The following is a 21287-nucleotide window of genomic DNA, read 5'->3' as shown; positions in this document are numbered from 1 at the left end:
GCACTTAGGCTCCCGCCAAGCGATGGTAAATGTCGGCCATCCGCTGTGCCGAGACATCCCAGCCTACGGGATGTTTCATCGCGTTGCGCTGGATTTTTTGCCACGCCTTGGTGTCGGCATAGATCGCCATCGCGCGGTCGATCGCGTCACCCAGTTTCGCAGCTGTGGTGGGCGCAAATTGAATGCCTGTGGCACATCCCGCCGCAAGGGCCGCTTCGTTCGCGTCGATGACCGTATCGGCCAGACCACCCGTGACCGACACAATCGGCAGGGTGCCGTAGCGCATGGCGCAAAGCTGTGTCAGACCGCACGGCTCAAACCGCGAGGGGACCAGCGTGGCATCGGCGCCCGCCTGAATCAGATGCGCAAGGTCTTCGTTGAACCCGATCTCAACCCCGACGCTGTTCGGATAGCGGTGCGCGAGGTCCTTGAACCCCTGCTCCAGTTCCGGCGCGCCCGATCCCAGCAGCACGAAGCGCGCGCCCTTACCCAGGATCGCGGGCAGCGCTTGCAGAGCGAGGTCGAGCCCCTTTTGTTCAGACAGGCGGCTGATGACGGAAAAAAGGGGTGCGGCGGTGTCGGTGCCAAGGCCGAAGCGCGCCAGCACGGCCTTCTTGTTGACCGCCTTTTTCGCCAATGTGCGGCTGGTGTAGTTTTGCGCCAGGGCGGGGTCCGTCGCGGGGTCCCAGGCGATCATATCAATGCCGTTGAGAATGCCGGACAGGTCAGACTTACGGGCGACCAGAACGCCCTCCAGCCCCATGCCGAATTCCGGCGTCATCAGCTCGCGCGCGTAGGTCGGGCTGACCGTCGTGATCTGATCAGCCAGCATCAAACCGCCCTTGAGAAAGCTGACATATCCGAAGTATTCGAAGCCGTCTTGCGTGAACCCTTCCGGATCAAGACCCAGCGCGCCCATTGTCGTTGCGGGGAAATTGCCCTGAAATGCGATGTTGTGGATGGTCAGTACGCACGGCACGGTGCTGCCGTTCTGCCGCGCGTAGACCGGGGTCAGCCCCGCCTGCCAGTCGTGCGCGTGGATAACATCAGGCATCCAGCCTGCAATGCCGTTCTGCCCGATCTCGGCCCCCAGCCAGCTCAGCAGGCCAAAGCGCAGGTGGTTGTCCGCCCAATCCACGCCGCTTTCGTTCAGGTAGATCTGGCCCGGCCGGTCATAAAGATGCGGCGCGTCGATCAGCAGCAGATCGATACCGCTGGCACGCCTTGCCAACACCCGCACCGGTCCGCCGAACCGTGATCCGGCATTCATCACCTCTTTTGCCCCCTTCGCCAGATGCGCAATCTGGCGGTAAAGCGGCAACAGCACGCGGCACTCAACATCATGCGCGCCCAATACGGGACCAAGCGCGCCAACGACATCGGCCAGCCCCCCGGTCTTGACGAAGGGTGCACATTCGGAAGCAACAGAGAGCTGTTTAAGGGTCATTTTTCCAGCTTGTCGATCATGGCCTGCGTGATAAGGCATATCCCATTCTCCGTGCGGTTGAACCGCTCGGCGTCCTCTTTCTCATTTTCGCCGACCACAAGACCTGCGGGGATCTTCACGGAACGATCAATGACGACGTTCTTGAGACGCGCACCCCGTCCGATGACGACATCCGGAAGCGCGACCACACCATTCATTTCGGAGTACGAGTGCGCCTGAACGCCGTTGTGCAACAGGCATTGGTTCAATTGCGCACCCGAAATGATGCAACCGCCCGCGACCATCGAGGATACCGCCATGCCGCGACGGTCTTTCTCGTTGTGGATGAATTTTGCGGGGGCCGTCAGCTCGGAATAGGTCCAGATCGGCCAGCTTTGATCGTAAAGGTCCAGTTCCGGCTCGAAATCTGTCAGGTCGATATTGGCCTGCCAGAACGCATCAATCGTTCCCACATCGCGCCAATAGGCTTTCTGCTCGTGCGAACTGGTCACGCAGGAGCGGCTGAATGGGTGGGCAAAGGCATTGCCCTGGGCCACCAGCGCCGGGATCAGGTCGTGGCCGAAGTCATGCTCGGATGTCTCTGACAAAGCGTCCTCTCGCAGCAGTTTGATCAGGAACTCGGTCTTGAAGACGTAGATGCCCATGCTTGCCAGTGACTGGGTTTCGTCACCGGGCATCGCCGGGGGATCGGCGGGCTTTTCCACGAACTCAAGGATGCGGTCGCTTTCGTCCACGGACATCACGCCGAATGCACTGGCCTCGTTGCGTGGCACTTCGATACAACCGACAGTGACGTCCGCGCCGGTCTCTACGTGTTGCTTGAGCAGCAGGGAGTAGTCCTGCTTGTAGATGTGATCGCCTGCAAGAATGAGGATGTACTTGGGCGCGTAGCCTTCGATGATATCGATATTCTGGGTGACGGCATCTGCTGTGCCCAGATACCAGTTCCGCTCGTTTACGCGCTGTGATGCAGGCAGGATATCAAGGGACTCATTGCGCTCTGCGCGGAAAAAGCTCCAGCCGCGCTGCAGGTGGCGGATCAGGCTGTGCGCCTTGTACTGCGTCGCGACACCAATCCGGCGGATGCCGGAATTGACCGCGTTGGACAGGGCAAAGTCGATGATCCGCGTTTTACCGCCAAAGTAGACCGCGGGCTTTGCCCGGATGTCGGTCAGCTCCTTCAAGCGGCTTCCCCGCCCCCCTGCCAGCACAAAAGCCATTGTTTCGCGCGCAAGCCTGTGAGTTGAAACGGTCATGTCTATTCCCTCCCGTGGTGGCGTCATCCTAGCGCCGAATCGTCGTTCTGGTTTCGCAATGATTTCGATCCCTAATGGCGGCTTTGGCTTCGTTGGTCAATAATTAAATCATTCTTATTTATTTATTGACTTGGCTCTGGAATTTGGTCAATTTCCGCCAAAGTCAGATGATGACGGTAGAGGTTACATGCGACAAAGCACAGCACTCCCAAGCGAAAACACCGACCTTGATACGTCGCGCCGCGGATCGAACCAAAGCGGCATGCGCGCCTACAACGAACGGCTTGTCCTGTCGTTGATCCGGCAGTCCGGTGCCATGGCCAAGGCCGAGATTGCGCGCCGGACCGGCCTTTCGGCGCAAACTGTTTCCGTCATCATGCGCGCGCTGGAGGCCGAAGGGCTGCTTGAGCGCGGAGAGCCTGTGCGCGGCAGGATCGGGCAGCCTTCCGTTCCGATGAACCTTGCCAGGGGCGGGGCATTCTTTTTCGGGCTGAAAGTCGGTCGGCGCAGTATTGATCTTGTCCTCACTGACTTCCTCGGAGCAGTGCAGCACCGCGTGCGCATGAGCCACCCCTACCCCACGCCAGACAACACCGTTCAGTTTACGGCCGACGCAATTGGTCAAATCCTTGCGATGCTGCCACCGGCGCACAGGTCCCGCATCGCTGGGCTTGGCATCGCCCTGCCCTTTCAGCTTTGGGATTGGGCGGAAACGCTGGGTGCAGGTGCGGCCGAAATGCGCGGCTGGAAAAACCGCGACATCGCTGCAGAGATTGGCACAGCTTGGGATTTTCCCGTATTCGTTTGCAATGATGCGTCCGCCGCCTGTGGGGCGGAACTGGTGTTCGGCGATCAGGGCAAACCACGCGACTTTCTCTACTTCTTTGTCGGTTTTTTTGTTGGCGGCGGCTTGGTGCTGGACAACAGTCTTTTTACCGGACGCACGGGCAATGCGGGCGCCTTGGGGTCGATGATCGTACCAACGGCGGACGGCACCCTGCGCCAATTGGTCGATGTCGCGTCTTTGGCCGCATTGGAAAATGCGCTCGCGCGGAGCGGGGACCAGAGCACGATGATCTGGGACACCCCCGATAGCTGGAATGTGCCCGAGGGACCACTTGATACATGGTTGACAGATGCCGCACAGGGCATCGCGCGTGCCATCCTGTCTTCGGTCTGTCTTTTTGATGTGGACCACGTCTTGATTGACGGATGGATGCCCAAAGACATGCGTGCGGAATTGGTGCGCCGCATCGAGATACACATTGCTGACATACCCGTCGCAGGCGTGGAAAAACCTGAGGTGGTCGAAGGTTCCATCGGACCGGACGCACGCGCGCTTGGGGCGGCAAGCCTGCCGTTGTCCAAACGCTTCCTTGTTGAAAGCAGTTCCTATCAGAAAGGCCCAGTCAAATGATCCTGTGTTGCGGAGAAGCGTTGATCGACATGATCCCCACGCCAACGACAACCGGCCGGGATGGGTACGTACCCCATGCAGGAGGTGCGGTGTTCAACACGTCCATCGCGCTGGGGCGTCTGGGTGTCCAGACCGGCATGCTGACGGGTCTGTCGACGGACATGTTCGGACAGCAACTTGCCGATGCACTGAAGGCAAGCCATGTGGACACGTCCCACGTCATCACATCCAACCGCCCGACGACGCTCGCGTTTGTGCGTCTCCAGGATGGGCACGCGACCTATTCGTTCTTCGATGAGAACTCTGCTGGCCGGATGCTCAGCACCGATGATCTGCCAGAGGTCTCCACCGAGGTGTCGTCGCTTTATTTCGGTGGGATCAGCCTCGCGTGCGAGCCCGGTGCCAGCACCTATGCCGCTTTGCTGGAACGCGAGGGAAAGGCGCGCGCCGTGATGATGGACCCCAACATTCGCCCACAGTTCATTCAGGACATCGACAGGTATCGCGCGCGGCTGGATGGCATGATGGCATTGGCTGACATCGTGAAAGTCTCGGACGAAGACCTGAACTGGATGGTCCCCAGCCCCCTGTCTTTGACCGAAAAGGTCAATGCTGTGCTGGACCGCGGACCAAGCGTCGTCATTCTGACACGCGGCGGCGAAGGCGCAACTGGCTTCTTGGCGGATGGCGCCGAAGTCAACGTGCCTGCCCAACGGGTAGAGATTGTCGATACCGTTGGGGCGGGGGACACATTTAACGCTGGTGTGCTGGCGAAACTATATGAACTGGGGGCACTTCAGAAGCCAAAGCTGAAATCCCTTCCACCCGATGCTTTGCGTCAGGCTCTCGAACACGGTGCACGGGTGGCTGCCGTCACCGTATCGCGCGCCGGGGCCAATCCCCCCTGGGCCGAGGAAATCTGAGCGCCCCAGAATCGAACAGATCAACGCACTGCACACGTTCAAAACGGTCAGGTTTGGCGCTTTGTCCGAATGCGCAAACTCTCATCAGATTCCTGCAACTTGACCACTCATGCCGCTTCAAGAGACATATTTCCTTGACGTGTGACTTTTGCTGCTCGTAATTTAAGGAAATTATCGCGCGTCACTTTCATAAGCATCAGGTGCAAAAATGGCCCAACCGAAAATTCGCAATATGGAAGAATTCGCTTCATTGAGCGGCATTTCACGCCCAACTGTATCAAAGTATTTTAACGACCCTGACAGTGTGCGCGCCTCAACCCGCGCCAAGATAGAAGCCTCTTTGAAAAAACACGACTACCAGCCAAACGTGTTCGCCATGAACCAGAATCGGCGCACGACAAAGAACATCGGCGTCGTGGTGCCGAACCTTGCGGACCCCTTCTTTTCGGAAATCGGCAGACGGGTCGAACTGGCGTGCTTAGATGCCGGATACAGCCCCATCTTGCTCAGTTCACACGGCAGTCCGGATATGGAACGGGACAATTTGAACTCCTTGCGGTCACTGAAACCTGCGGGCGTTCTGCTTGCGCCCTTTGGGCGCATGTCTGACGAAGCCGCCGTTCAGAGTTTCGACGCGGATTTCCCGCTTGTCCTCTTTGACGCAAACATGAGTGATGTCGGCCAAGCATTTGTTGGAACAAATAATTTTCAAAGCGTCGATCTGATGGTGGAATATCTTTGCCGCAGCGGCGAACCGCCTTGTTTCTTCGAAATGAAGTCTCCGTCCAATCCGAACGCGAACAAGCGTCATCAGGCGTATGTTGAGAGCATGGAGCGGCACGGTCATGAGCCCCGGATATTTCAGGCCGAGGGCGAAGGCTGGAATTTCGAGGAGATCGGCTGCACCGAAGGTGGGCGGCTCCTCTCCTCCAAATCCTTCAGCACCAACACGATCTTGTGCAGCAATGACCGGCTGGCAATCGGAATGCTTTCAGCAGCCTACGGTCTTGGGCTGCGTGTCGGGCATGGCGCGGGATGCGACCTTCGCGTTGCGGGTCACGATGACCATCCCTTTTCCAAGTTCACCTGCCCTCCACTCACGACCATCGCCCAGGATTACGAGGCCATCGCGAATCGTGCCGTGAGTGAACTCTTCGGAATGCTGGAGCACGAAGAGCGCCTGTCAGATCGCACTGAGACCGCATTTGAGGGGCGTTTGATCATGAGAGACTCTGCATAAGTCGTTGATTTCCCGCCTGCTACCAGCAAATTTTACGCGCGATATATTTTAATTGACTTCGCGTCGTCATTATTTGTAGATTGACTCCCATCACCCAACGAGGAGGAAAATTGGGATGTCATTTACTAAAAATCTCTATGCGGCGACGGCCATGGCACTTGTGACGGCAGGCGGTGCACTTGCCGACAATCTTGTGATCGCCACCGTCAACAACGGCGACATGATCCGCATGCAGGGCCTGACGCAGGACTTCACTGACAAGACCGGTCACACAGTTGAGTGGGTCACTCTGGAAGAAAACGTTCTGCGCCAGCGCGTCACAACAGACATCGCTGCCAAAGGCGGATCTTTCGACATCATGACCATCGGTATGTACGAAACACCGATCTGGGCCGCTAACGACTGGCTCGTGCCAATGGACGATCTGTCCGCGGAATACGACATCGACGACATCCTGCCGGCAATGCGCGGCGGCCTGTCCTACGAAGGCACAATGTACGCGGCACCCTTCTACGGCGAAAGCTCCATGATCATGTACCGCACGGACCTGATGGAAAAAGCCGGCATGGAAATGCCCGAAGCGCCAACATGGACATTCATCCGCGAAGCGGCTGCGGCCATGACTGACCGCGAGAACGAGATCAACGGCATCTGCCTGCGCGGCAAGGCCGGTTGGGGCGAAGGTGGTGCATTCATCACGGCCATGTCCAACTCCTTCGGCGCACGCTGGTTCGATGAAGACTGGAACGCGCAGTTCGACACTCAACCGTGGAAAGACACGCTGGAATTCTACGTCGGCATGATGAACGAAAGCGGTCCAACAGGCTACGCGACGAACGGTTTCAACGAAAACCTGAACCTGTTCCAGCAGGGCAAGTGCGGCATGTGGATCGATGCAACTGTTGCGGCATCCTTCGTGACCAACCCCGACGACTCTGAAGTCGCCGACAGCGTCGGTTTCGCGCTGGCACCCGACAATGGTCTGGGTAAACGCTCCAACTGGCTCTGGGCATGGGCGCTGGCCGTTCCTGCTGGCACCCAGAAAGAAGCTGCCGCAAAGCAGTTCATTGAGTGGGCCACATCCAAGGACTATATCGAACTGGTTGCCGCGAACGAAGGCTGGGCAAACGTCCCTCCCGGTGCGCGTACATCTCTGTATGAGAACGCCAACTACCAGGACGTGCCTTTCGCCGCGATGACTTTGGAATCCATCCTGTCCGCGAACCCGAACGAACCAACTGTCGACCCTGTGCCTTACGTCGGCGTTCAGTTCGCAGCGATCCCTGAGTTTGCGGGCATCGCGACAGAAGTCAGCCAGGAATTCTCCGCTGTCTACGCTGGGCAGCAGTCCATCGACGAAGCGCTTGAGAAAGCCCAGGCTCTGACAAACGACGCCATGGAAGCCGCCGGCTACCGCTAAGCGATCCTTCTCTCGGGGGGGGCAACACCGCTCCCCCGGGAAACCCTGATTACTCCCTAATTCGCAACTCCGTTTCAGATTGCCCCGTGGCGATCAACAGAGGAGGTATGCCCGATGGCAACCCAACACTCCCGATCAGCGGCCCGCATCATGATGGCGCCTGCGGTCATCTTGCTTCTGGGTTGGATGCTCGTCCCCCTGATCATGACCCTGCTGTTCTCATTCAAGAAATATCTGCCCATGCGTGGCGGGGACCTCGGATGGGTCGGTTTTGAAAACTATGTTCGTTTTGTGAGTTCAAGTGCCTTCTGGCCGTCTGTTTCGGCCACGCTGATTATCGTCGGCGGTGTTTTGGCAATTACCATCGTCTTTGGCGTCCTACTTGCCATCTTGCTCAACCAGCCGATGTGGGGTCAGGGCGTTGTCCGTATCCTTGTGATCGCCCCTTTCTTTGTGATGCCAACCGTTTCCGCGCTGGTCTGGAAGAACATGTTCATGGATCCGACAAACGGTCTTTTTGCGCACCTTTGGAAGTTTTTCGGCGCAGAGCCGGTTTCTTGGCTCTCTGAAGCTTCCATGCCGTCGATTGTCATGATCGTTTCCTGGCAGTGGTTGCCATTTGCAACGCTCATCCTGCTGACCGCGATCCAATCGCTGGATAGCGAACAGTTGGAAGCCGCCGAAATGGACGGCGCACCACCGCTCAAACGCTTCGCCTTCATCACCCTGCCGCACCTCAGCCGCGCCATCACGATTGTGCTGCTGATCCAGACGATCTTTCTGCTGGCAATCTTTGCTGAAATCTTCGTCACAACGGGCGGTGCTTTCGGTACCCGGACGCTCACCTACCTGATTTTCCAGCGCGTGCTTGAAAGCCAGAATGTTGGCTTGGGCTCTGCTGGTGGTGTTTACGCAATCATTCTCGCCAATATCGTTGCCATCTTCCTGATGCGCATCGTCGGCAAAAATCTCGACGCGTGAGGAGGACATAATGGCCCGCGCAGTAACTCAGAATCGCAAGATCATCAACACGACCGCCGCTTGGGGCATCGGACTGCTGATCTTCTTCCCAATTCTCTGGACAATCCTGACCAGCTTCAAGACCGAAGCGACCGCGATTGCAGATCCACCTGTCTTCCTTGCCTTTGACTGGACACTGGAAAACTACACTGCGGTTATGGAACGGTCGAATTACGCCAAGTTCCTGTGGAATTCGATCATCATCGCGGGGGGCTCTACCATCCTCGGCATCATCATCGCGGTTCCGGCGGCATGGTCGATGGCCTTCGTTCCGTCACGCAGAACCAAGGACATCCTGCTTTGGATGCTGTCGACCAAGATGCTTCCGGCGGTTGGTGTGCTCTATCCGATCTATCTGATCTGCATCAAGTTGGGGATCTTGGACAGCCGCATCGCACTGGTCATCATCCTCATGCTGATGAACCTGCCGATCATCGTTTGGATGCTTTACACGTACTTCAAGGAAATCCCCGGTGAGATACTTGAGGCGGCACGGATGGACGGTGCCTCGCTCAAGGAAGAGATCCTTTATGTGCTCACGCCGATGGCGATCCCCGGAATTGCCTCGACCTTGCTGTTGAACTTCATCCTCGCCTGGAACGAAGCGTTCTGGACGCTGAACCTGACTGCGGCAAATGCAGCGCCGCTGACGGCCTTCATTGCCAGCTACTCAAGCCCAGAAGGATTGTTCTTCGCCAAGCTCAGTGCGGCCTCAACCATGGCCATTGCGCCGATCCTCATTCTCGGCTGGTTCAGCCAGAAACAACTCGTCAGCGGCCTCACCTTCGGCGCTGTAAAATAAGGAACCTGACCAATGGGACAAATCAAACTCAACCAAGTGACCAAAAGCTTCGGTGACGTACAGGTCATTCCACCGCTTGATCTGACCATCGAAGATGGCGAGTTCACGGTCTTTGTCGGGCCTTCGGGCTGCGGTAAATCCACCCTTCTGCGGCTGATTGCCGGGCTTGAGGACATCACGTCGGGCCATATCGAGATCGACGGCTCGGACGCCACCAACGTGCCACCCGCCAAGCGCGGTCTGGCAATGGTGTTCCAGTCCTACGCGCTCTACCCGCATATGTCGGTCCGCAAGAACATTGCATTCCCGATGAAGATGGCGGGCCTGCCCGAGGACGAGCAGAACCGCCGGATCGAGGCAGCCGCCAAGGCGCTCAACCTCACTGACTATCTCGACCGCAAGCCGGGGCAACTCTCTGGTGGTCAACGTCAGCGCGTCGCCATCGGCCGCTCCATTGTGCGCGAACCATCGGCGTTCCTGTTCGACGAGCCGCTCTCCAACCTTGATGCCGCGCTGCGGGTCGGCATGCGCCTTGAGATCAGCGAACTGCACAAGCGTCTTGAGACCACGATGATCTACGTGACCCACGATCAGGTCGAAGCCATGACCATGGCCGACAAGATCGTCGTGTTGCGCGCAGGTTTCATTGAGCAGGTCGGCTCCCCGTTGGAGCTTTACCACACTCCGCGCAACGAATTCGTCGCGGGCTTCATCGGATCGCCCAAGATGAACCTGATCAAGGGTGCGGAAGCGCAAAAGCACGGTGGCGCCACCGTCGGTATCCGCCCCGAGCATACAGACGTCAGCAAGACAGAAGGTATGTGGAAAGGTACCGTGGGCGTGGCTGAACACCTTGGCTCCGACACGTTTATCCACGTGCACAACACCGGCCTTGATACCGGTCCTGGCGATATGTTCACCGTGCGGATCACCGGCGACATTGAGGTAAAGCACGGCGACGACATCTATCTGACACCACAGCTCGACAAACTGCACAAGTTCGACGCGCAGGGTCTTAGGATCGACTGATGCAATTGGCTGGCAAAACAGCCTTGATTACAGGTGCCGCCCGAGGGATTGGGCGGGCCTTTGCCGAGGCCTACCTGCGCGAAGGGGCACGGGTGATCATTGCCGATATCGACGAGGCACGCGCCTCGGACACGGCGATGGAACTCGACCCCGAAAATGCGCTGTCAGTGCATATCGACGTAACAGATCGCGCCAGTATCTGGGATGCCATAGATGTCGCCGAGAGCTACGATTTTGGGGATATCGACATTCTGATCAACAACGCGGCTCTGTTTACCGCCGCTCCTATCGTGGACATCACTGATGAAGACTATGCGCGCTGTTTTGACGTGAACGTCAAAGGCACGCTTTTCACGATGCAGGCGGTGGCCGAACAAATGATCAAGCGCGGCAAGGGCGGCAAGATCATCAACATGGCCTCTCAGGCCGGACGGCGCGGCGAAGCGCTCGTCGCGGTCTACTGCGCCAGCAAGGCCGCCGTGATCAGCCTCACGCAATCTGCCGGGCTCGACCTGATCAAACACGGCATCAACGTCAACGCGATTTCCCCCGGTGTCGTCGACGGTGAACACTGGGACGGCGTCGATGCCTTCTTTGCCAAATACGAGAACAAGGCACCGGGACAGAAAAAACGTGAAGTCGGTGCCGCCGTCCCCTTCGGCCGCATGGGCACAGCCGAAGACCTGACTGGCATGGCCGTGTTTCTGGCCAGCGATGCGGCGGACTATATCGTCGCGCAAACCTACAACGTGGATGGTGGACAATGGATGAGCTGATCTCCCTTTCGAATGCGACACTTGATCAACTGGCTGTCGAGCATCCCCGCTACGACCGGGCAGCATTGAAGCCGGGCATCGTCCACATCGGGGTCGGAAATTTTCACCGCGCCCATCAGGCATGGTATCTGCACCGCCTGATGCAAGAAGGTCTGGCCCACGATTGGGCAATCATCGGTGCCGGCGTCCGGCCCTACGATGCGGCAATGCGGGAAAAACTGCTGGCACAGGATTGCCTGACCACCTTGATCCAGCTCGATCCGAAAGAAGTCTCAGCCGAGGTTGTCGGCTCCATGATCGACTATCTGCCCATCGAGGAAGGCAATGCGCCGCTCATCCGACAGATGGCTGATCCTGCCATCCGCATCGTCGCGATGACAGTCACCGAAAGCGGCTACTACGTTGACCCCGTGACCAAAGGGTTTGATACGGGCCATGCGGATCTGGTCTTTGACGCCGCGCACCCTGACGCCCCCCGCACCGCCTTTGGTGCGATCGTGGCAGCACTTCGCCTGCGCCGTGACGCGGGTCACGCACCTTTCACAGGTCTCAGTTGTGACAACCTGCAAGGCAATGGCGACATTCTCCGCCAGACGGTCGTGTCGCTTGCGCGCATGTCTGATCCCGCCCTTGCCGACTGGATCGATAGCAACGCCACCTTCCCCAACTCCATGGTTGATTGCATCGCACCGGCCACCGGACCGAATGAACTCGCCCTTGCTGCAGACTTTGGCATCAAGGATACCGCCGTGGTCACCCACGAGGCGTTTCGCCAGTGGGTAATTGAGGACAAATTCTGCGTCGGTCGACCCGATTGGGACAAGGTAGGCGCAACCTTTTCGGATGACGTGCACGCCTTTGAGACAATGAAGATCCGCATCCTGAACGCGGGTCATCAGGTGATTGCAAATGTGGGTGAAACCCTTGGTATCGAAACCATCGCCGACTGCATGGCACAGCCTGCAATTTCGGCTTTTTTCGGCAAGGTCCAGCGCAATGAAATCGCGCCAACAGTCCCTGCCGTCCCCGGTAAGACTTCGGAAGAATATGTCGACCTCATCGAAGCGCGGTTTTCAAATCCGCGCATTGTCGACACGACGCGCCGCGTGGCCTTCGACGGCTCCGCCCGCCATCCCGGCTTTGTTCTGCCGATCCTGCGCGATCAGCTCGCAGCCGGACGCTCTGTCGAAGGCCTTGCCTTGGTTGAAGCTTTTTGGGCACGCATGTGTGCGGGCGTGCGAGAAGACGGATCCAACATTCAAGCCAATGATCCGATCTGGGATGAGCTAAAAGCGACCGCTCTGAAAGCCAGGACACATCCGGCGACGTGGCTGGACCAAAGCAGAATCTACGGCGATTTGTCCAAAGCCGACCCATTCTCAAAGGCGTTTTGCGAATGGCTTTCGCTGATCTGGGCCCATGGTTGCGAAGCTGCCTTGACCGAATATGCTCAGACCGACCGCAAGGCAGCATCCGCCAATATCGGGTAAGGTGCCAGCCGTTAAGGCGCGCAAATGAACGGCCGCACCGCCCGGACGGCGGCTATAGGATTTCCCGGCCTTGCCAGTCAGGATTCTGGAGCTGATCAGGACGTAAGTGATCAGGCGAAATTCCTACCTTTTCTTATAACGAAAGGATCGGGATACTTTTTAGATATAGAGAGCCATCATAAGCGCATTTACGCGAATTCGAATGCCGGTTTTCCCACCTCCATTACCTCAAGCCGACCCTGATCCGGCGTGAAACCTGCTCACCAAATCTCCAAAAAACGGAGCCCACCTCATTTTTGGGTTTCTAAAGGGAAATTGTGAGACTTGCTCGCTCAAACGAGCCGCAACTGGATCAAATCGGTTCAACCGCAAAACACCCGACAGACCGCGCCAAAAGGCAATTTCAAGGTGCACACATAATGCACAGAACACCAATTAAGTGATTGAATTTTAATATGAAACCGTTCAATCTATCACTGAACGGACGTAAAGCGCATCTGCAAATGGCCACTTCTGAGAGGTTTTCAGACCTTGGTGCAATCTGCAGCATCGTGCACTTTAGGCCCCAAGCTGTCACCCGACCATTTCTGTCAGGCCAAAGCGTCGGTATGCTTCCATCAAAGTCAGCTTTGCGGACTTTGCGGACCTTCTGGATTTCCGCCGGAAGGTCCGCTGTTTGCATTTCTAGCATTCAGCCGAGTGTTTGTCGTTTCTTCTAGCTAAACGTTCTCGACATGAAACTCAGAAGTTGTTCTGGATGCTGATTGAAGTACTGATACCCGTCAAACCGCATGCCGGTTCCGAATGAATTCGGATGCTGAGGGCCGATCCAGATAACCTCGTTTTCGGTCGTAGAGGCGTCGATAATCTCTTGAATATCGTTCTGCCCCGTTTCCGTGTTAAAGGTATATTCGTCTTTCTCAACTTGCGCGAACAGGATCGGCACCGTGACACTCGGAACCGTTTCCAAGGCGTTCGCAAAGCCAAACCCGTATTTCTCGAGCTGGGTTTCAAGAACGCGATCCACGATATCGAGGCCAGTCTTTGCCCGAATGAAACGATCCGTCATGTTGTAGGATAAGGTCGGCTGGTTCGCCACGAGCGCTTTGATTTGCGGGTTAGCAAAGAGTTCCGGCGCGTTTTGCCATGCCAGGAAGGTTGCGTTGGCTCCCATGCATTGGGACATGAAGATGATTTCATCATCACCGAAATCAGTATGACCGAGGACATATTTGAGCGACGCCACAACGTCCTGCCACTCCGTGACGCCTGCACCTACCGGCACCTCGGTGCCCTTGGCGTTACGCCCGAGGCCCCCGTCGCTGTCGCCCTGGCCGCGGTGGTCATACATCACGACGTTGTAGCCCGCATCATGCAAATGTTTGACCATCGGAAGAAATTCGGCTGAGACGCCATCAAGCCCTGCCTCTGATCCGTAGCGGGTTGTGGTCAGCGGATGGTTCACGATCACGGTCCGATCCGATGGGGCCGCCGCTGGGATTTCCCAGGCACTCAGCCGCACATTGTCGTCCGTCATGATATCGACGTCACTATAGGCCATCCCATAATCACCGGGAGTCTTGGGATTGCTCAGCCGGGCTGGCGCAACCCGCATCTTGACGATTTGGTTCGCGAGAACTGTGTCGCGCAATCCCATCGGGTTCGTGAACCAGAAGGCTGCTGCCAGAACCACCAGTCCAACAACTGCCCCAAGCGCGTATACCAACATCTTTTTCATCACAGCTCCTATATGTGCACTGCATATTTACATTGAACATATCCGTACCCTTGCCCTTGCGTGGCTGTCAAGAAAAAGTTTACACTGCACACATGAAGACAAAGACCCAAGACGCAAAGCCCTATCATCACGGGAATCTCAGGGACGCCCTGCTGGCCGCAGCACGGCGTTTACTTGAAACCGAAGGCCATAGCGCACTGTCGTTGCGGAAGTGTGCTGCGGCAGTCGGTGTGAGCGCCACTGCGCCCCAAAATCACTTTGCGAACAAGACAGCTCTGCTGACTGCGCTTGCGGCACAGGGCTACGCCGAAATGGAAGCCTACATGCGTCGCAACTTAAGCGATGCGGCGAACCGGAAGACCCGTCGGGAGGCTGCACTTCTCGGCTACGTTGCATTCGCGCAGGATCATCCGGCACTTTACGAGTTGATGTTTGCGCGCGAACGTGTGTCCTCAATTGATCCGGATCTCTTGCGATCTGTCGGAAAGTGCTTCGTGATCCTCGCAGACATCGCAAAGGACTTCGGACACTTTGCCGGTGGCCCCGCTAAAGTTGACGCGAAACAGCAGATGTTTCTGTGGAGTCTGGTTCACGGCTACGCGCAACTCCTGACTGCGAACCGCTTCAAAAAAGATGATATGCTTGAAGCGAGCATTTTGGATATTATTCCCGAATTGAGGACCGATAGTGGACATTAGCCGCAATACAGAATTTCGGTAATATGGGCTCTAGGCCGACCTTGGGTACCGATTGAGCCCAGTTCCCTCACGCCCGTCCTTCAAATAACCGAAGTCAGCTTTGGGCAGTTCGCAGCCAGTGACCCGGGGTGCAGCCCAGGTCACTTCCCGTGCAAACCCACCCTTCACCGCATCCACCCCAAGACCCAAGCCGCCTTGAAGGACCAACACGCCCCCGTCATCCCCTAAACCTTCACCCGCTCCGACGTTGGATCGTACATCGGCTTCAACGAAGCTTCCGCCCGCACCCGTGTGCCCGCCACGTCGATCTCGTAGGTCGAGGCCAGCACGTCCGCCGCCGCCTCGCCCTTGCAGGGCACATATCCCAGCCCCATCGCCCCGCCCAGCGCGTGACCATACGCCCCCGAACTGAGGTATCCGACGATCTGCCCGTCCCGCACGATGGGTTCGTTGTGGTATAGCAGCGGCTCCGGGTCGCTCAGCCGGAACTGCACCATCCGCGCCGCCAGTCCTGCGTCCTTCTTGCGCAGCACCGCGTCGCGGCCGATGAAGTCGGGCTTGTCGGTCTTGACCGCGAAACCAAGCCCCGCTTCCAGAACGTGATCCTCGGGCGTGATGTCATGGCCGAAGTGGCGGAACCCCTTTTCGATGCGGCAGGTGTCCATCATGTGCATGCCGCACAGCTTCACGTCCATCTCCGCGCCGGCCTCGGCCAGTGTTTCGAACACATGGCCGCACATGTCGGCGCTCACGTAGATTTCCCAGCCCAGTTCGCCCACGTAGGTGACGCGGTGTATCCGGGCCAGCCCCATGCCGATTTCGATCTCCTGCGCGGTGCCGAATGGATTGTTTTCATTGGAAAAATCCGCGGGAGAGACTTTCTGCATCAGGTCGCGCGCGCGGGGGCCCATGACGGCCAGCACGCCCTCGCCCGCTGTCACATCCGTGATCACCACGTTGAAGTCACCCACGTGCCGCCGCATCCACGTTTCATCCGCCAGGCGCGTCGCGGCGGGGGTGACGACCAGATAGGCGGTTTCCGACATGCGGGTGACGGTCACATCCGCCTCGATCCCGCCACGGGGGTTGAGGAATTGGGTATAGACGATCTTGCCCGGGGCGACGTCGTATTGCCCGCCGCCGATGTGGTTCAGGAAGGCCGTGGCGTCGCGCCCTTCGACGCGGATCTTGCCGAAGGAGGACATGTCGTACATGCCGACGTTTTCGCGCACCGCCATGTGTTCGTCGCGGACGTTGTCAAAGAAGTTCTGACGGCTCCAGCTGTAGTCATAGGCCGGGGTCTGGCCGTCGCGCGCGAACCAGTTGGCACGTTCCCAACCCGCCAGTTCGCCCATCACCGCGCCGCGGTCCAGCAGGTGGGCGTGGAACGGCGTGCGGCGGATGCCGCGGGCGGTGGCCTTCTGGCGGTAGGGGAAATGATCGGCGTAGAGCAGGCCCAGCGTTTCCTTGGAGCGTTCGGCGAGGTAGGTCTTGTTGCCCTGAAAGGGCTGCATCCGGGAGATGTCCACATCGCCCAGATCGAAGGGCTTTTCGCCTGCATCCATCCACTGCGCCAGCGCCATGCCGGCCCCGCCGGCCGACTGGATCCCGATGGAGTTGAAGCCTGCCGCGACCCAGACGTTGTCCATCTCGGGGGCGAGGCCGAGGTGGTAGGCGTCGTCGGGGGTGAAGCTTTCGGGGCCGTTGAAGAAGGTGTGAATGCCCGCCTCGGCCAGCATCGGCATGCGTTCGACCGCCGCTTCCAGGATGGGTTCGAAGTGGTCGAAATCCTCGGGCAGTTGGTCGAATTCGAAATCCGCCGGGATGCCGTCAAGCGCCCAGGGTTTGGCGTTGGGCTCGAATGCGCCCAGTAGCATCTTGCCCGCGTCTTCCTTGTAATACGCGCATTCATCCGGCACCCGCAGGACGGGGAGTTGCTTCAGCCCGGCGATGGCTTCGGTCACGATGTAGAAGTGTTCGCAGGCCTGCAGGGGGACGTTCACGCCGAGCATCCGACCGACCTGATGACCCCACATTCCGGCGCAGTTGACCACGTGGTCGCAGGTGATGGTGCCTTGGGTGCCGTCGGCGAGTTCGTAGTTCACACCTGTGAACTTTCTGTTTGAAATTAACCCTTTAGTAACCTTTGCCCGCTCAATCACCTTCGCGCCGCGTTGCCGTGCGCCCTTGGCCAAAGCCAGTGCGATGTTGGCCGGATCGCCCTGCCCGTCCTTGTCGAGGTAGACCGCGCCTTTGACCCCATCGATGTTGAGGTGTTCATATTTCGCGAGCACTTCGGCAGGGCTGATCTCCTCCACATCGACGCCAAATGCACGCGCCATGGCGGCCTGCCGATAGATTTCCTCGCGCCGTTCTTCAGTCAGTGCGACGGTGATGGAGCCCACACGCTTGAACCCGGTGGCCACGCCTGTTTCGGCCTCAAGATCGCCGTAAAGCTCCTGTGAATACTTCGCCAGCTTGGTCATGTTCGCGGTGGCGCGCAGTTGGGCAATCAGGCCTGCGGCGTGCCAGGTGGTGCCGGAGGTCAGTTGCTTGCGTTCCAGCAGCACGACGTCCTGCCATCCCAGCTTGGCAAGGTGATAGGCCACGGAACAGCCGATGACGCCGCCGCCGATGATGACGACGCGGGCGTGGGAGGGAACGTTGGACATGGGTCTACACCTTCAGACGAGCGTATGACCCGCCGCGCGGAGGCGACGGGCGATTTCGGCGATGTGGGCGGGGCTGACCTCGCAGCAGCCGCCGACGATGGTAGCCCCCTGATCGATCCATGCCATCACGTGATCGGCATAGGCGTCCGGGGTCAGATCGCGGCGGGCGCTGAGCGCATCCACGGTCGGGGCGTCCTGAAGAAATCCATCGGTGATCCCGGTAAATCCGTTGGCGTAGGCCCCGAACGGCAGGCCGGATTGCGCCAGCATGGGCAGACCCGCGCCGATGGCTTCGGGGGTGGAGCAATTGAGCAGGACGGCATCGACGCCGCCTTCGGCCAGCAGCGGCAGGATATCTGCCAATGCCTCGCCCGAGCGCAGGCGGGTGCCGTCCTGATCATTAACCGAGAACGCCAGCCAGACAGGTTTGCCCGCCACGGCAGCCCCGTCGCGCACCGCACGGGCGTGATCCAGCGAAACGACGGTTTCGCAGATCACCAGATCACACCAATCAGCATGCAGGCGCGCGACTTCCGAAAACAGCGCGACGGCCTTGTCATGCGGCGGCAGCAGGTCAGGCCGATAGGAGGCCCCCAGCGGACCGATGGCCAGCGCGCGGCGCACGGCGCGCCCGTCAGCGGCGGCCACCAGCAGATCGCGTGCCGCCCCATGCAGATCGGCAAAGCTGTCGGTTTTTTCTGCCCTGCCGAGACGGTCGTGGTGGATGGCATAGGTGTTGGACGTGCCCACCGTCGCGCCCGCGTCGAAGAAATCGGCGTGCACGGCCTGCACCAGCGCGGGATCGTCCATCATGATCTGCGTGGACCACAGTGCCGTGGGAGCCGCGGTGCTGCGATGGACCAACTCCTGCCCCATGCCGCCGTCCAGAAGGGTGATCGCGGTCATGCGCGCAGCCGCGCGTTTTCGGGGTCCCACAGGGGCTGATCAGGTTGCACGACAGCCTTGCAGAGGGTGCCGTAGATATTCACCTCCACTTCGGTGCCGGGATGGGCCAGATCCGCGCGGATGATGCCCAGTGCGATGGACCTGTCCACCCGGTAGCCCCAGTCGCCGGAGGTGGTTTCGCCCACGATATCGCCGTTGTGAGAGACGGGCGACATATAGGGTGCGTCCTGATCGCCCGCATCCACCACCAGCGTGACGAAGCGCTTTTTCACGCCTTGCTGCTTTTCATTCTGCAGCGCCGCCTTGCCGGGGAAATCCTGTGGCTTGTCGAGCTTGACGAAGCGGTCCAGCCCCCCTTCGAACATCGAATAATCGGTAGACAGATCGCCCTTCCACGCGCGGTAGCCTTTTTCGATGCGCAGGGAGTTGAGCGCGAACATCCCGAAGGGCGTGGCCCCGGCAGCAATGACCGCATCGTAGATCGCAGGAATGTCGGCGTTTTCCGCGTGGATTTCCCAGCCCAGTTCGCCCGCGAAGGACAGGCGCACCAACGCCGCCCAGCGTCCGGCGACTTCCGTCTCCTGCATGCTGAGCCATGGGAGTGACAGGTCGCCCGGCGTCAGATCGGCCAGCACGTCGCGCGATTTCGGCCCGGTGACGATCAGGGTGGACATGCGGGTGGTCCAATCCTCGAACGTCAGGCTGCCATCTGCGGGCAGACGGTTTTTCAAAAGCTCACTGTCATGCCATTGCGCGGCAGCGGCGGTGATGAGGATGAAGTTATCCTCCGCTTCGCGGGCGATGGACATTTCGGTCACGATGCGCCCGCGATCATCGGCGAAATAGATCAGTCCGGCGCGGCCCACCTTGGGCAGCGCGCCTGTCACCTGCCCGCGCAGCCATTCATCCGCACCCGGTCCCTTGATCTTGAAGCGGGAAAAGCCGCACAGTTCCAGCACGCCTGCGTGATCGCGGACGGCTTCGCATTCTTCTTTCACGCGGCGGGTCCACGGGCCGCTCCGGTCCCATGTCTGGGTTGCTTCCTCAGACGTGTCGTCGCCGGGTTTGGCGAACCAGTTGGCCCGTTCCCAGCCGTTATAGGCCCCGAATTGCGCGCCCTGTGCGGCCAGCTTGTCGTGGATCGGCGACAGTTTCTTGTTGCGTCCGGCGGGCCATGCGTGGTGCGGGAAGTGCATCCCGTATTCGTGGCCGTAGGTTTCCAGCGCCTTGGCGTGGCAATAGTCGTGATCGGTATAATCGGTGTAGCGGCGCGGATCGACGGACCACATGTCCATCTCCGTCTCGCCGTGCATGATCCATTCCGACAGCACCTTGCCCGCACCGCCGCCTTGCGCGATGCCGAAGGTGAAGGAATGGCCCTCAAAGGCGTTCTTGACGCCGGGCATCGGGCCGACCATGGGCAGGCCATCTGGGGCATAGGGGATCGGGCCGTTGATGTTGCGGCCCACGCCGGCGGTGCCGAGGATCGGCACGCGCGCCATGGCGTCTTCGATGTAGAATTCCAGCCGCTCCAGATCATCTGGGTAAAGCTGGAACGAGAAATCATCGGGCATGGGGTCATCTGGGGTGACCCAATGTGCCTTGCAGTTGCGTTCATAGGGGCCGAGGTTGAGGCCGTGTTTGTCCTGCCGGAGGTAGTAGGAGATGTCGACGTCACGGACGAGCGGGACCTTGTGTCCCTGCTCTTTCGTCCATGCTTCAAGCTCGGGGATTGGTTCGGTCAGGAAGTACTGGTGGGACATGACGACCATGGGCACGGTGCGGCCGCCGAAGGGTTTGAACATCTCGCCCACACGCTGGGCGTAGTAGCCGGCGCAGTTGACGACGATTTCGGCGCGGATGTCGCCCTTGTCGGTTTTGACGATCCAGTCGTCGCCGTCCCGGTCAAGGCCCGTCATGGGGCAGAAGCGTTCGATCCGCCCACCTGCGTCGCGCGCGCCCTTGGCCAGCGCCTGGGTCAGTTGGGCCGGGTCGATGTCGCCATCCAGCGGGTCCCACATGCCGCCCATCAGATCATGGGTTTCAAGGAAGGGGTGGTGTTGCTTGAGTTCGGCGTTGGTCAGGATGTCCATTTGCAGACCCTGATAGCGGGCTTGACCGGCGACCTTTTCAAACTCCTGCATGCGTTCCTTTGTATGGGCCAGCCGCAGGGATCCGGTGACGTGGTAGTTCATCGGGTAATCGACGTCGTCGGCCAGCGTGCGGTACATTTCCAGCCCGAAGCGCTGCATGTTCATTACCGCCCAGTTGGGGGCGAAGTTGGGGCAGTTGCCCGCCGCGTGCCAGGTCGAGCCTGCGGTCAGTTCGTTTTTCTCCAGCAGGACGCAGTCGGACCAGCCGGCCTTGGCCAGGTGGTAGAGCGTGGAGGTGCCGACGACACCGCCGCCGATGATGACCACACGGGCCGTTGTTGGAAAGTCTGACATGGTGTG

16 protein-coding genes are annotated in these 21287 nt (G+C 59.1%); 10 read left to right on the top strand and 6 right to left on the bottom strand.

Features of this window, described 5'->3' with window-relative positions:
- Nucleotides 1–4: 4 nt before the first annotated feature.
- Together glgA and glgC are read right to left on the bottom strand one after the other, a co-directional pair.
- Entirely contained in the window at nucleotides 5–1447 is a 1443-nt protein-coding gene (gene glgA / locus AB4X18_RS10740; protein ID WP_370400075.1) for a glycogen synthase GlgA, read from the bottom strand.
- Nucleotides 1444–2703, bottom strand: a complete 1260-nt coding sequence (gene glgC / locus AB4X18_RS10735) for a glucose-1-phosphate adenylyltransferase (protein ID WP_370400074.1) — start codon at nucleotides 2701–2703, stop codon at nucleotides 1444–1446. Before glgC ends, glgA begins: the two co-directional genes overlap by 4 nt.
- Nucleotides 2704–2890: 187 nt before the next feature.
- Here glgC and AB4X18_RS10730 point away from each other — a divergent pair, with 187 nt between their 5' ends.
- From AB4X18_RS10730 to AB4X18_RS10690, 9 genes are all read left to right on the top strand, one after another.
- On the top strand, nucleotides 2891–4120 hold the full coding sequence (locus tag AB4X18_RS10730) for an ROK family transcriptional regulator (protein ID WP_432817391.1): 1230 nt from the start codon (nucleotides 2891–2893) through the stop codon (nucleotides 4118–4120).
- Complete coding sequence (locus AB4X18_RS10725; protein ID WP_432817390.1) at nucleotides 4117–5043, top strand: carbohydrate kinase family protein; 927 nt, start codon at nucleotides 4117–4119, stop codon at nucleotides 5041–5043. Before AB4X18_RS10730 ends, AB4X18_RS10725 begins: the two co-directional genes overlap by 4 nt.
- A gap of 208 nt (nucleotides 5044–5251) precedes the next feature.
- Nucleotides 5252–6283, top strand: coding sequence for a LacI family DNA-binding transcriptional regulator (locus AB4X18_RS10720; protein WP_370400071.1), 1032 nt, complete (start codon nucleotides 5252–5254; stop codon nucleotides 6281–6283).
- Between the two features lie 115 nt (nucleotides 6284–6398).
- Entirely contained in the window at nucleotides 6399–7703 is a 1305-nt protein-coding gene (locus tag AB4X18_RS10715) for an ABC transporter substrate-binding protein (protein WP_432817389.1), read from the top strand.
- Nucleotides 7704–7817: 114 nt separating this feature from the next.
- Entirely contained in the window at nucleotides 7818–8684 is an 867-nt protein-coding gene (locus AB4X18_RS10710; RefSeq protein WP_370400069.1) for a carbohydrate ABC transporter permease, read from the top strand.
- A 10-nt stretch (nucleotides 8685–8694) separates the two neighbouring features.
- Complete coding sequence (locus AB4X18_RS10705) at nucleotides 8695–9525, top strand: carbohydrate ABC transporter permease (protein WP_370400068.1); 831 nt, start codon at nucleotides 8695–8697, stop codon at nucleotides 9523–9525.
- A 12-nt stretch (nucleotides 9526–9537) separates the two neighbouring features.
- Nucleotides 9538–10554, top strand: a complete 1017-nt coding sequence (locus AB4X18_RS10700) for an ABC transporter ATP-binding protein (protein ID WP_370400067.1) — start codon at nucleotides 9538–9540, stop codon at nucleotides 10552–10554.
- Complete coding sequence (locus AB4X18_RS10695) at nucleotides 10551–11330, top strand: L-iditol 2-dehydrogenase (protein ID WP_370402611.1); 780 nt, start codon at nucleotides 10551–10553, stop codon at nucleotides 11328–11330. Before AB4X18_RS10700 ends, AB4X18_RS10695 begins: the two co-directional genes overlap by 4 nt.
- Complete coding sequence (locus AB4X18_RS10690; protein ID WP_432817388.1) at nucleotides 11318–12820, top strand: mannitol dehydrogenase family protein; 1503 nt, start codon at nucleotides 11318–11320, stop codon at nucleotides 12818–12820. The genes AB4X18_RS10695 and AB4X18_RS10690 overlap by 13 nt, the downstream gene beginning before the upstream one ends.
- Nucleotides 12821–13535: 715 nt before the next feature.
- Here the strand turns inward: AB4X18_RS10690 and AB4X18_RS10685 are convergent.
- Entirely contained in the window at nucleotides 13536–14558 is a 1023-nt protein-coding gene (locus AB4X18_RS10685) for an alpha/beta hydrolase (RefSeq protein WP_370400066.1), read from the bottom strand.
- Between the two features lie 92 nt (nucleotides 14559–14650).
- On the opposite strand from AB4X18_RS10685, the gene AB4X18_RS10680 reads away from it, so the two are divergent.
- Nucleotides 14651–15256: a TetR/AcrR family transcriptional regulator gene (locus AB4X18_RS10680; RefSeq protein ID WP_370400065.1), complete on the top strand. Its 606-nt coding sequence runs from the start codon at nucleotides 14651–14653 to the stop codon at nucleotides 15254–15256.
- 224 nt (nucleotides 15257–15480) lie between these two features.
- Here the strand turns inward: AB4X18_RS10680 and AB4X18_RS10675 are convergent, their stop codons facing one another.
- From AB4X18_RS10675 to AB4X18_RS10665, 3 genes are read right to left on the bottom strand one after another with little or no spacing between them, the layout of a single operon-like run.
- Nucleotides 15481–17928 (bottom strand): GcvT family protein, encoded by a 2448-nt coding sequence (locus tag AB4X18_RS10675; RefSeq protein WP_370400064.1) that lies wholly within the window; start codon nucleotides 17926–17928, stop codon nucleotides 15481–15483.
- A 12-nt stretch (nucleotides 17929–17940) separates the two neighbouring features.
- On the bottom strand, nucleotides 17941–18834 hold the full coding sequence (locus tag AB4X18_RS10670) for a homocysteine S-methyltransferase family protein (protein WP_370400063.1): 894 nt from the start codon (nucleotides 18832–18834) through the stop codon (nucleotides 17941–17943).
- Nucleotides 18831–21281, bottom strand: coding sequence for a GcvT family protein (locus tag AB4X18_RS10665; RefSeq protein WP_432817387.1), 2451 nt, complete (start codon nucleotides 21279–21281; stop codon nucleotides 18831–18833). The genes AB4X18_RS10670 and AB4X18_RS10665 overlap by 4 nt, the downstream gene beginning before the upstream one ends.
- Nucleotides 21282–21287: the final 6 nt, after the last annotated feature.

The organism is Sulfitobacter rhodophyticola (assembly GCF_041281685.2).
Lineage (GTDB): Bacteria > Pseudomonadota > Alphaproteobacteria > Rhodobacterales > Rhodobacteraceae > Sulfitobacter.
This window is presented reverse-complemented; position numbering and strand designations above follow the sequence as displayed.

Excerpts from the sequence above, each read along its gene's own strand:
- AB4X18_RS10670 (WP_370400063.1), bottom strand. The coding sequence starts at position 18,834 with ATGACCGCGATCACCCTTCTGGACGGCGGCATGGGGCAGGAGTTGGTC.
- AB4X18_RS10705 (WP_370400068.1), top strand. The coding sequence starts at position 8,695 with ATGGCCCGCGCAGTAACTCAGAATCGCAAGATCATCAACACGACCGCC.
- glgC (WP_370400074.1), bottom strand. The coding sequence starts at position 2,703 with ATGACCGTTTCAACTCACAGGCTTGCGCGCGAAACAATGGCTTTTGTG.
- AB4X18_RS10665 (WP_432817387.1), bottom strand. The coding sequence starts at position 21,281 with ATGTCAGACTTTCCAACAACGGCCCGTGTGGTCATCATCGGCGGCGGT.
- glgA (WP_370400075.1), bottom strand. The coding sequence starts at position 1,447 with ATGACCCTTAAACAGCTCTCTGTTGCTTCCGAATGTGCACCCTTCGTC.
- AB4X18_RS10725 (WP_432817390.1), top strand. The coding sequence starts at position 4,117 with ATGATCCTGTGTTGCGGAGAAGCGTTGATCGACATGATCCCCACGCCA.
- AB4X18_RS10720 (WP_370400071.1), top strand. The coding sequence starts at position 5,252 with ATGGCCCAACCGAAAATTCGCAATATGGAAGAATTCGCTTCATTGAGC.
- AB4X18_RS10730 (WP_432817391.1), top strand. The coding sequence starts at position 2,891 with ATGCGACAAAGCACAGCACTCCCAAGCGAAAACACCGACCTTGATACG.
- AB4X18_RS10680 (WP_370400065.1), top strand. The coding sequence starts at position 14,651 with ATGAAGACAAAGACCCAAGACGCAAAGCCCTATCATCACGGGAATCTC.
- AB4X18_RS10685 (WP_370400066.1), bottom strand. The coding sequence starts at position 14,558 with ATGAAAAAGATGTTGGTATACGCGCTTGGGGCAGTTGTTGGACTGGTG.
- AB4X18_RS10710 (WP_370400069.1), top strand. The coding sequence starts at position 7,818 with ATGGCAACCCAACACTCCCGATCAGCGGCCCGCATCATGATGGCGCCT.
- AB4X18_RS10715 (WP_432817389.1), top strand. The coding sequence starts at position 6,399 with ATGTCATTTACTAAAAATCTCTATGCGGCGACGGCCATGGCACTTGTG.
- AB4X18_RS10675 (WP_370400064.1), bottom strand. The coding sequence starts at position 17,928 with ATGTCCAACGTTCCCTCCCACGCCCGCGTCGTCATCATCGGCGGCGGC.
- AB4X18_RS10690 (WP_432817388.1), top strand. The coding sequence starts at position 11,318 with ATGGATGAGCTGATCTCCCTTTCGAATGCGACACTTGATCAACTGGCT.
- AB4X18_RS10700 (WP_370400067.1), top strand. The coding sequence starts at position 9,538 with ATGGGACAAATCAAACTCAACCAAGTGACCAAAAGCTTCGGTGACGTA.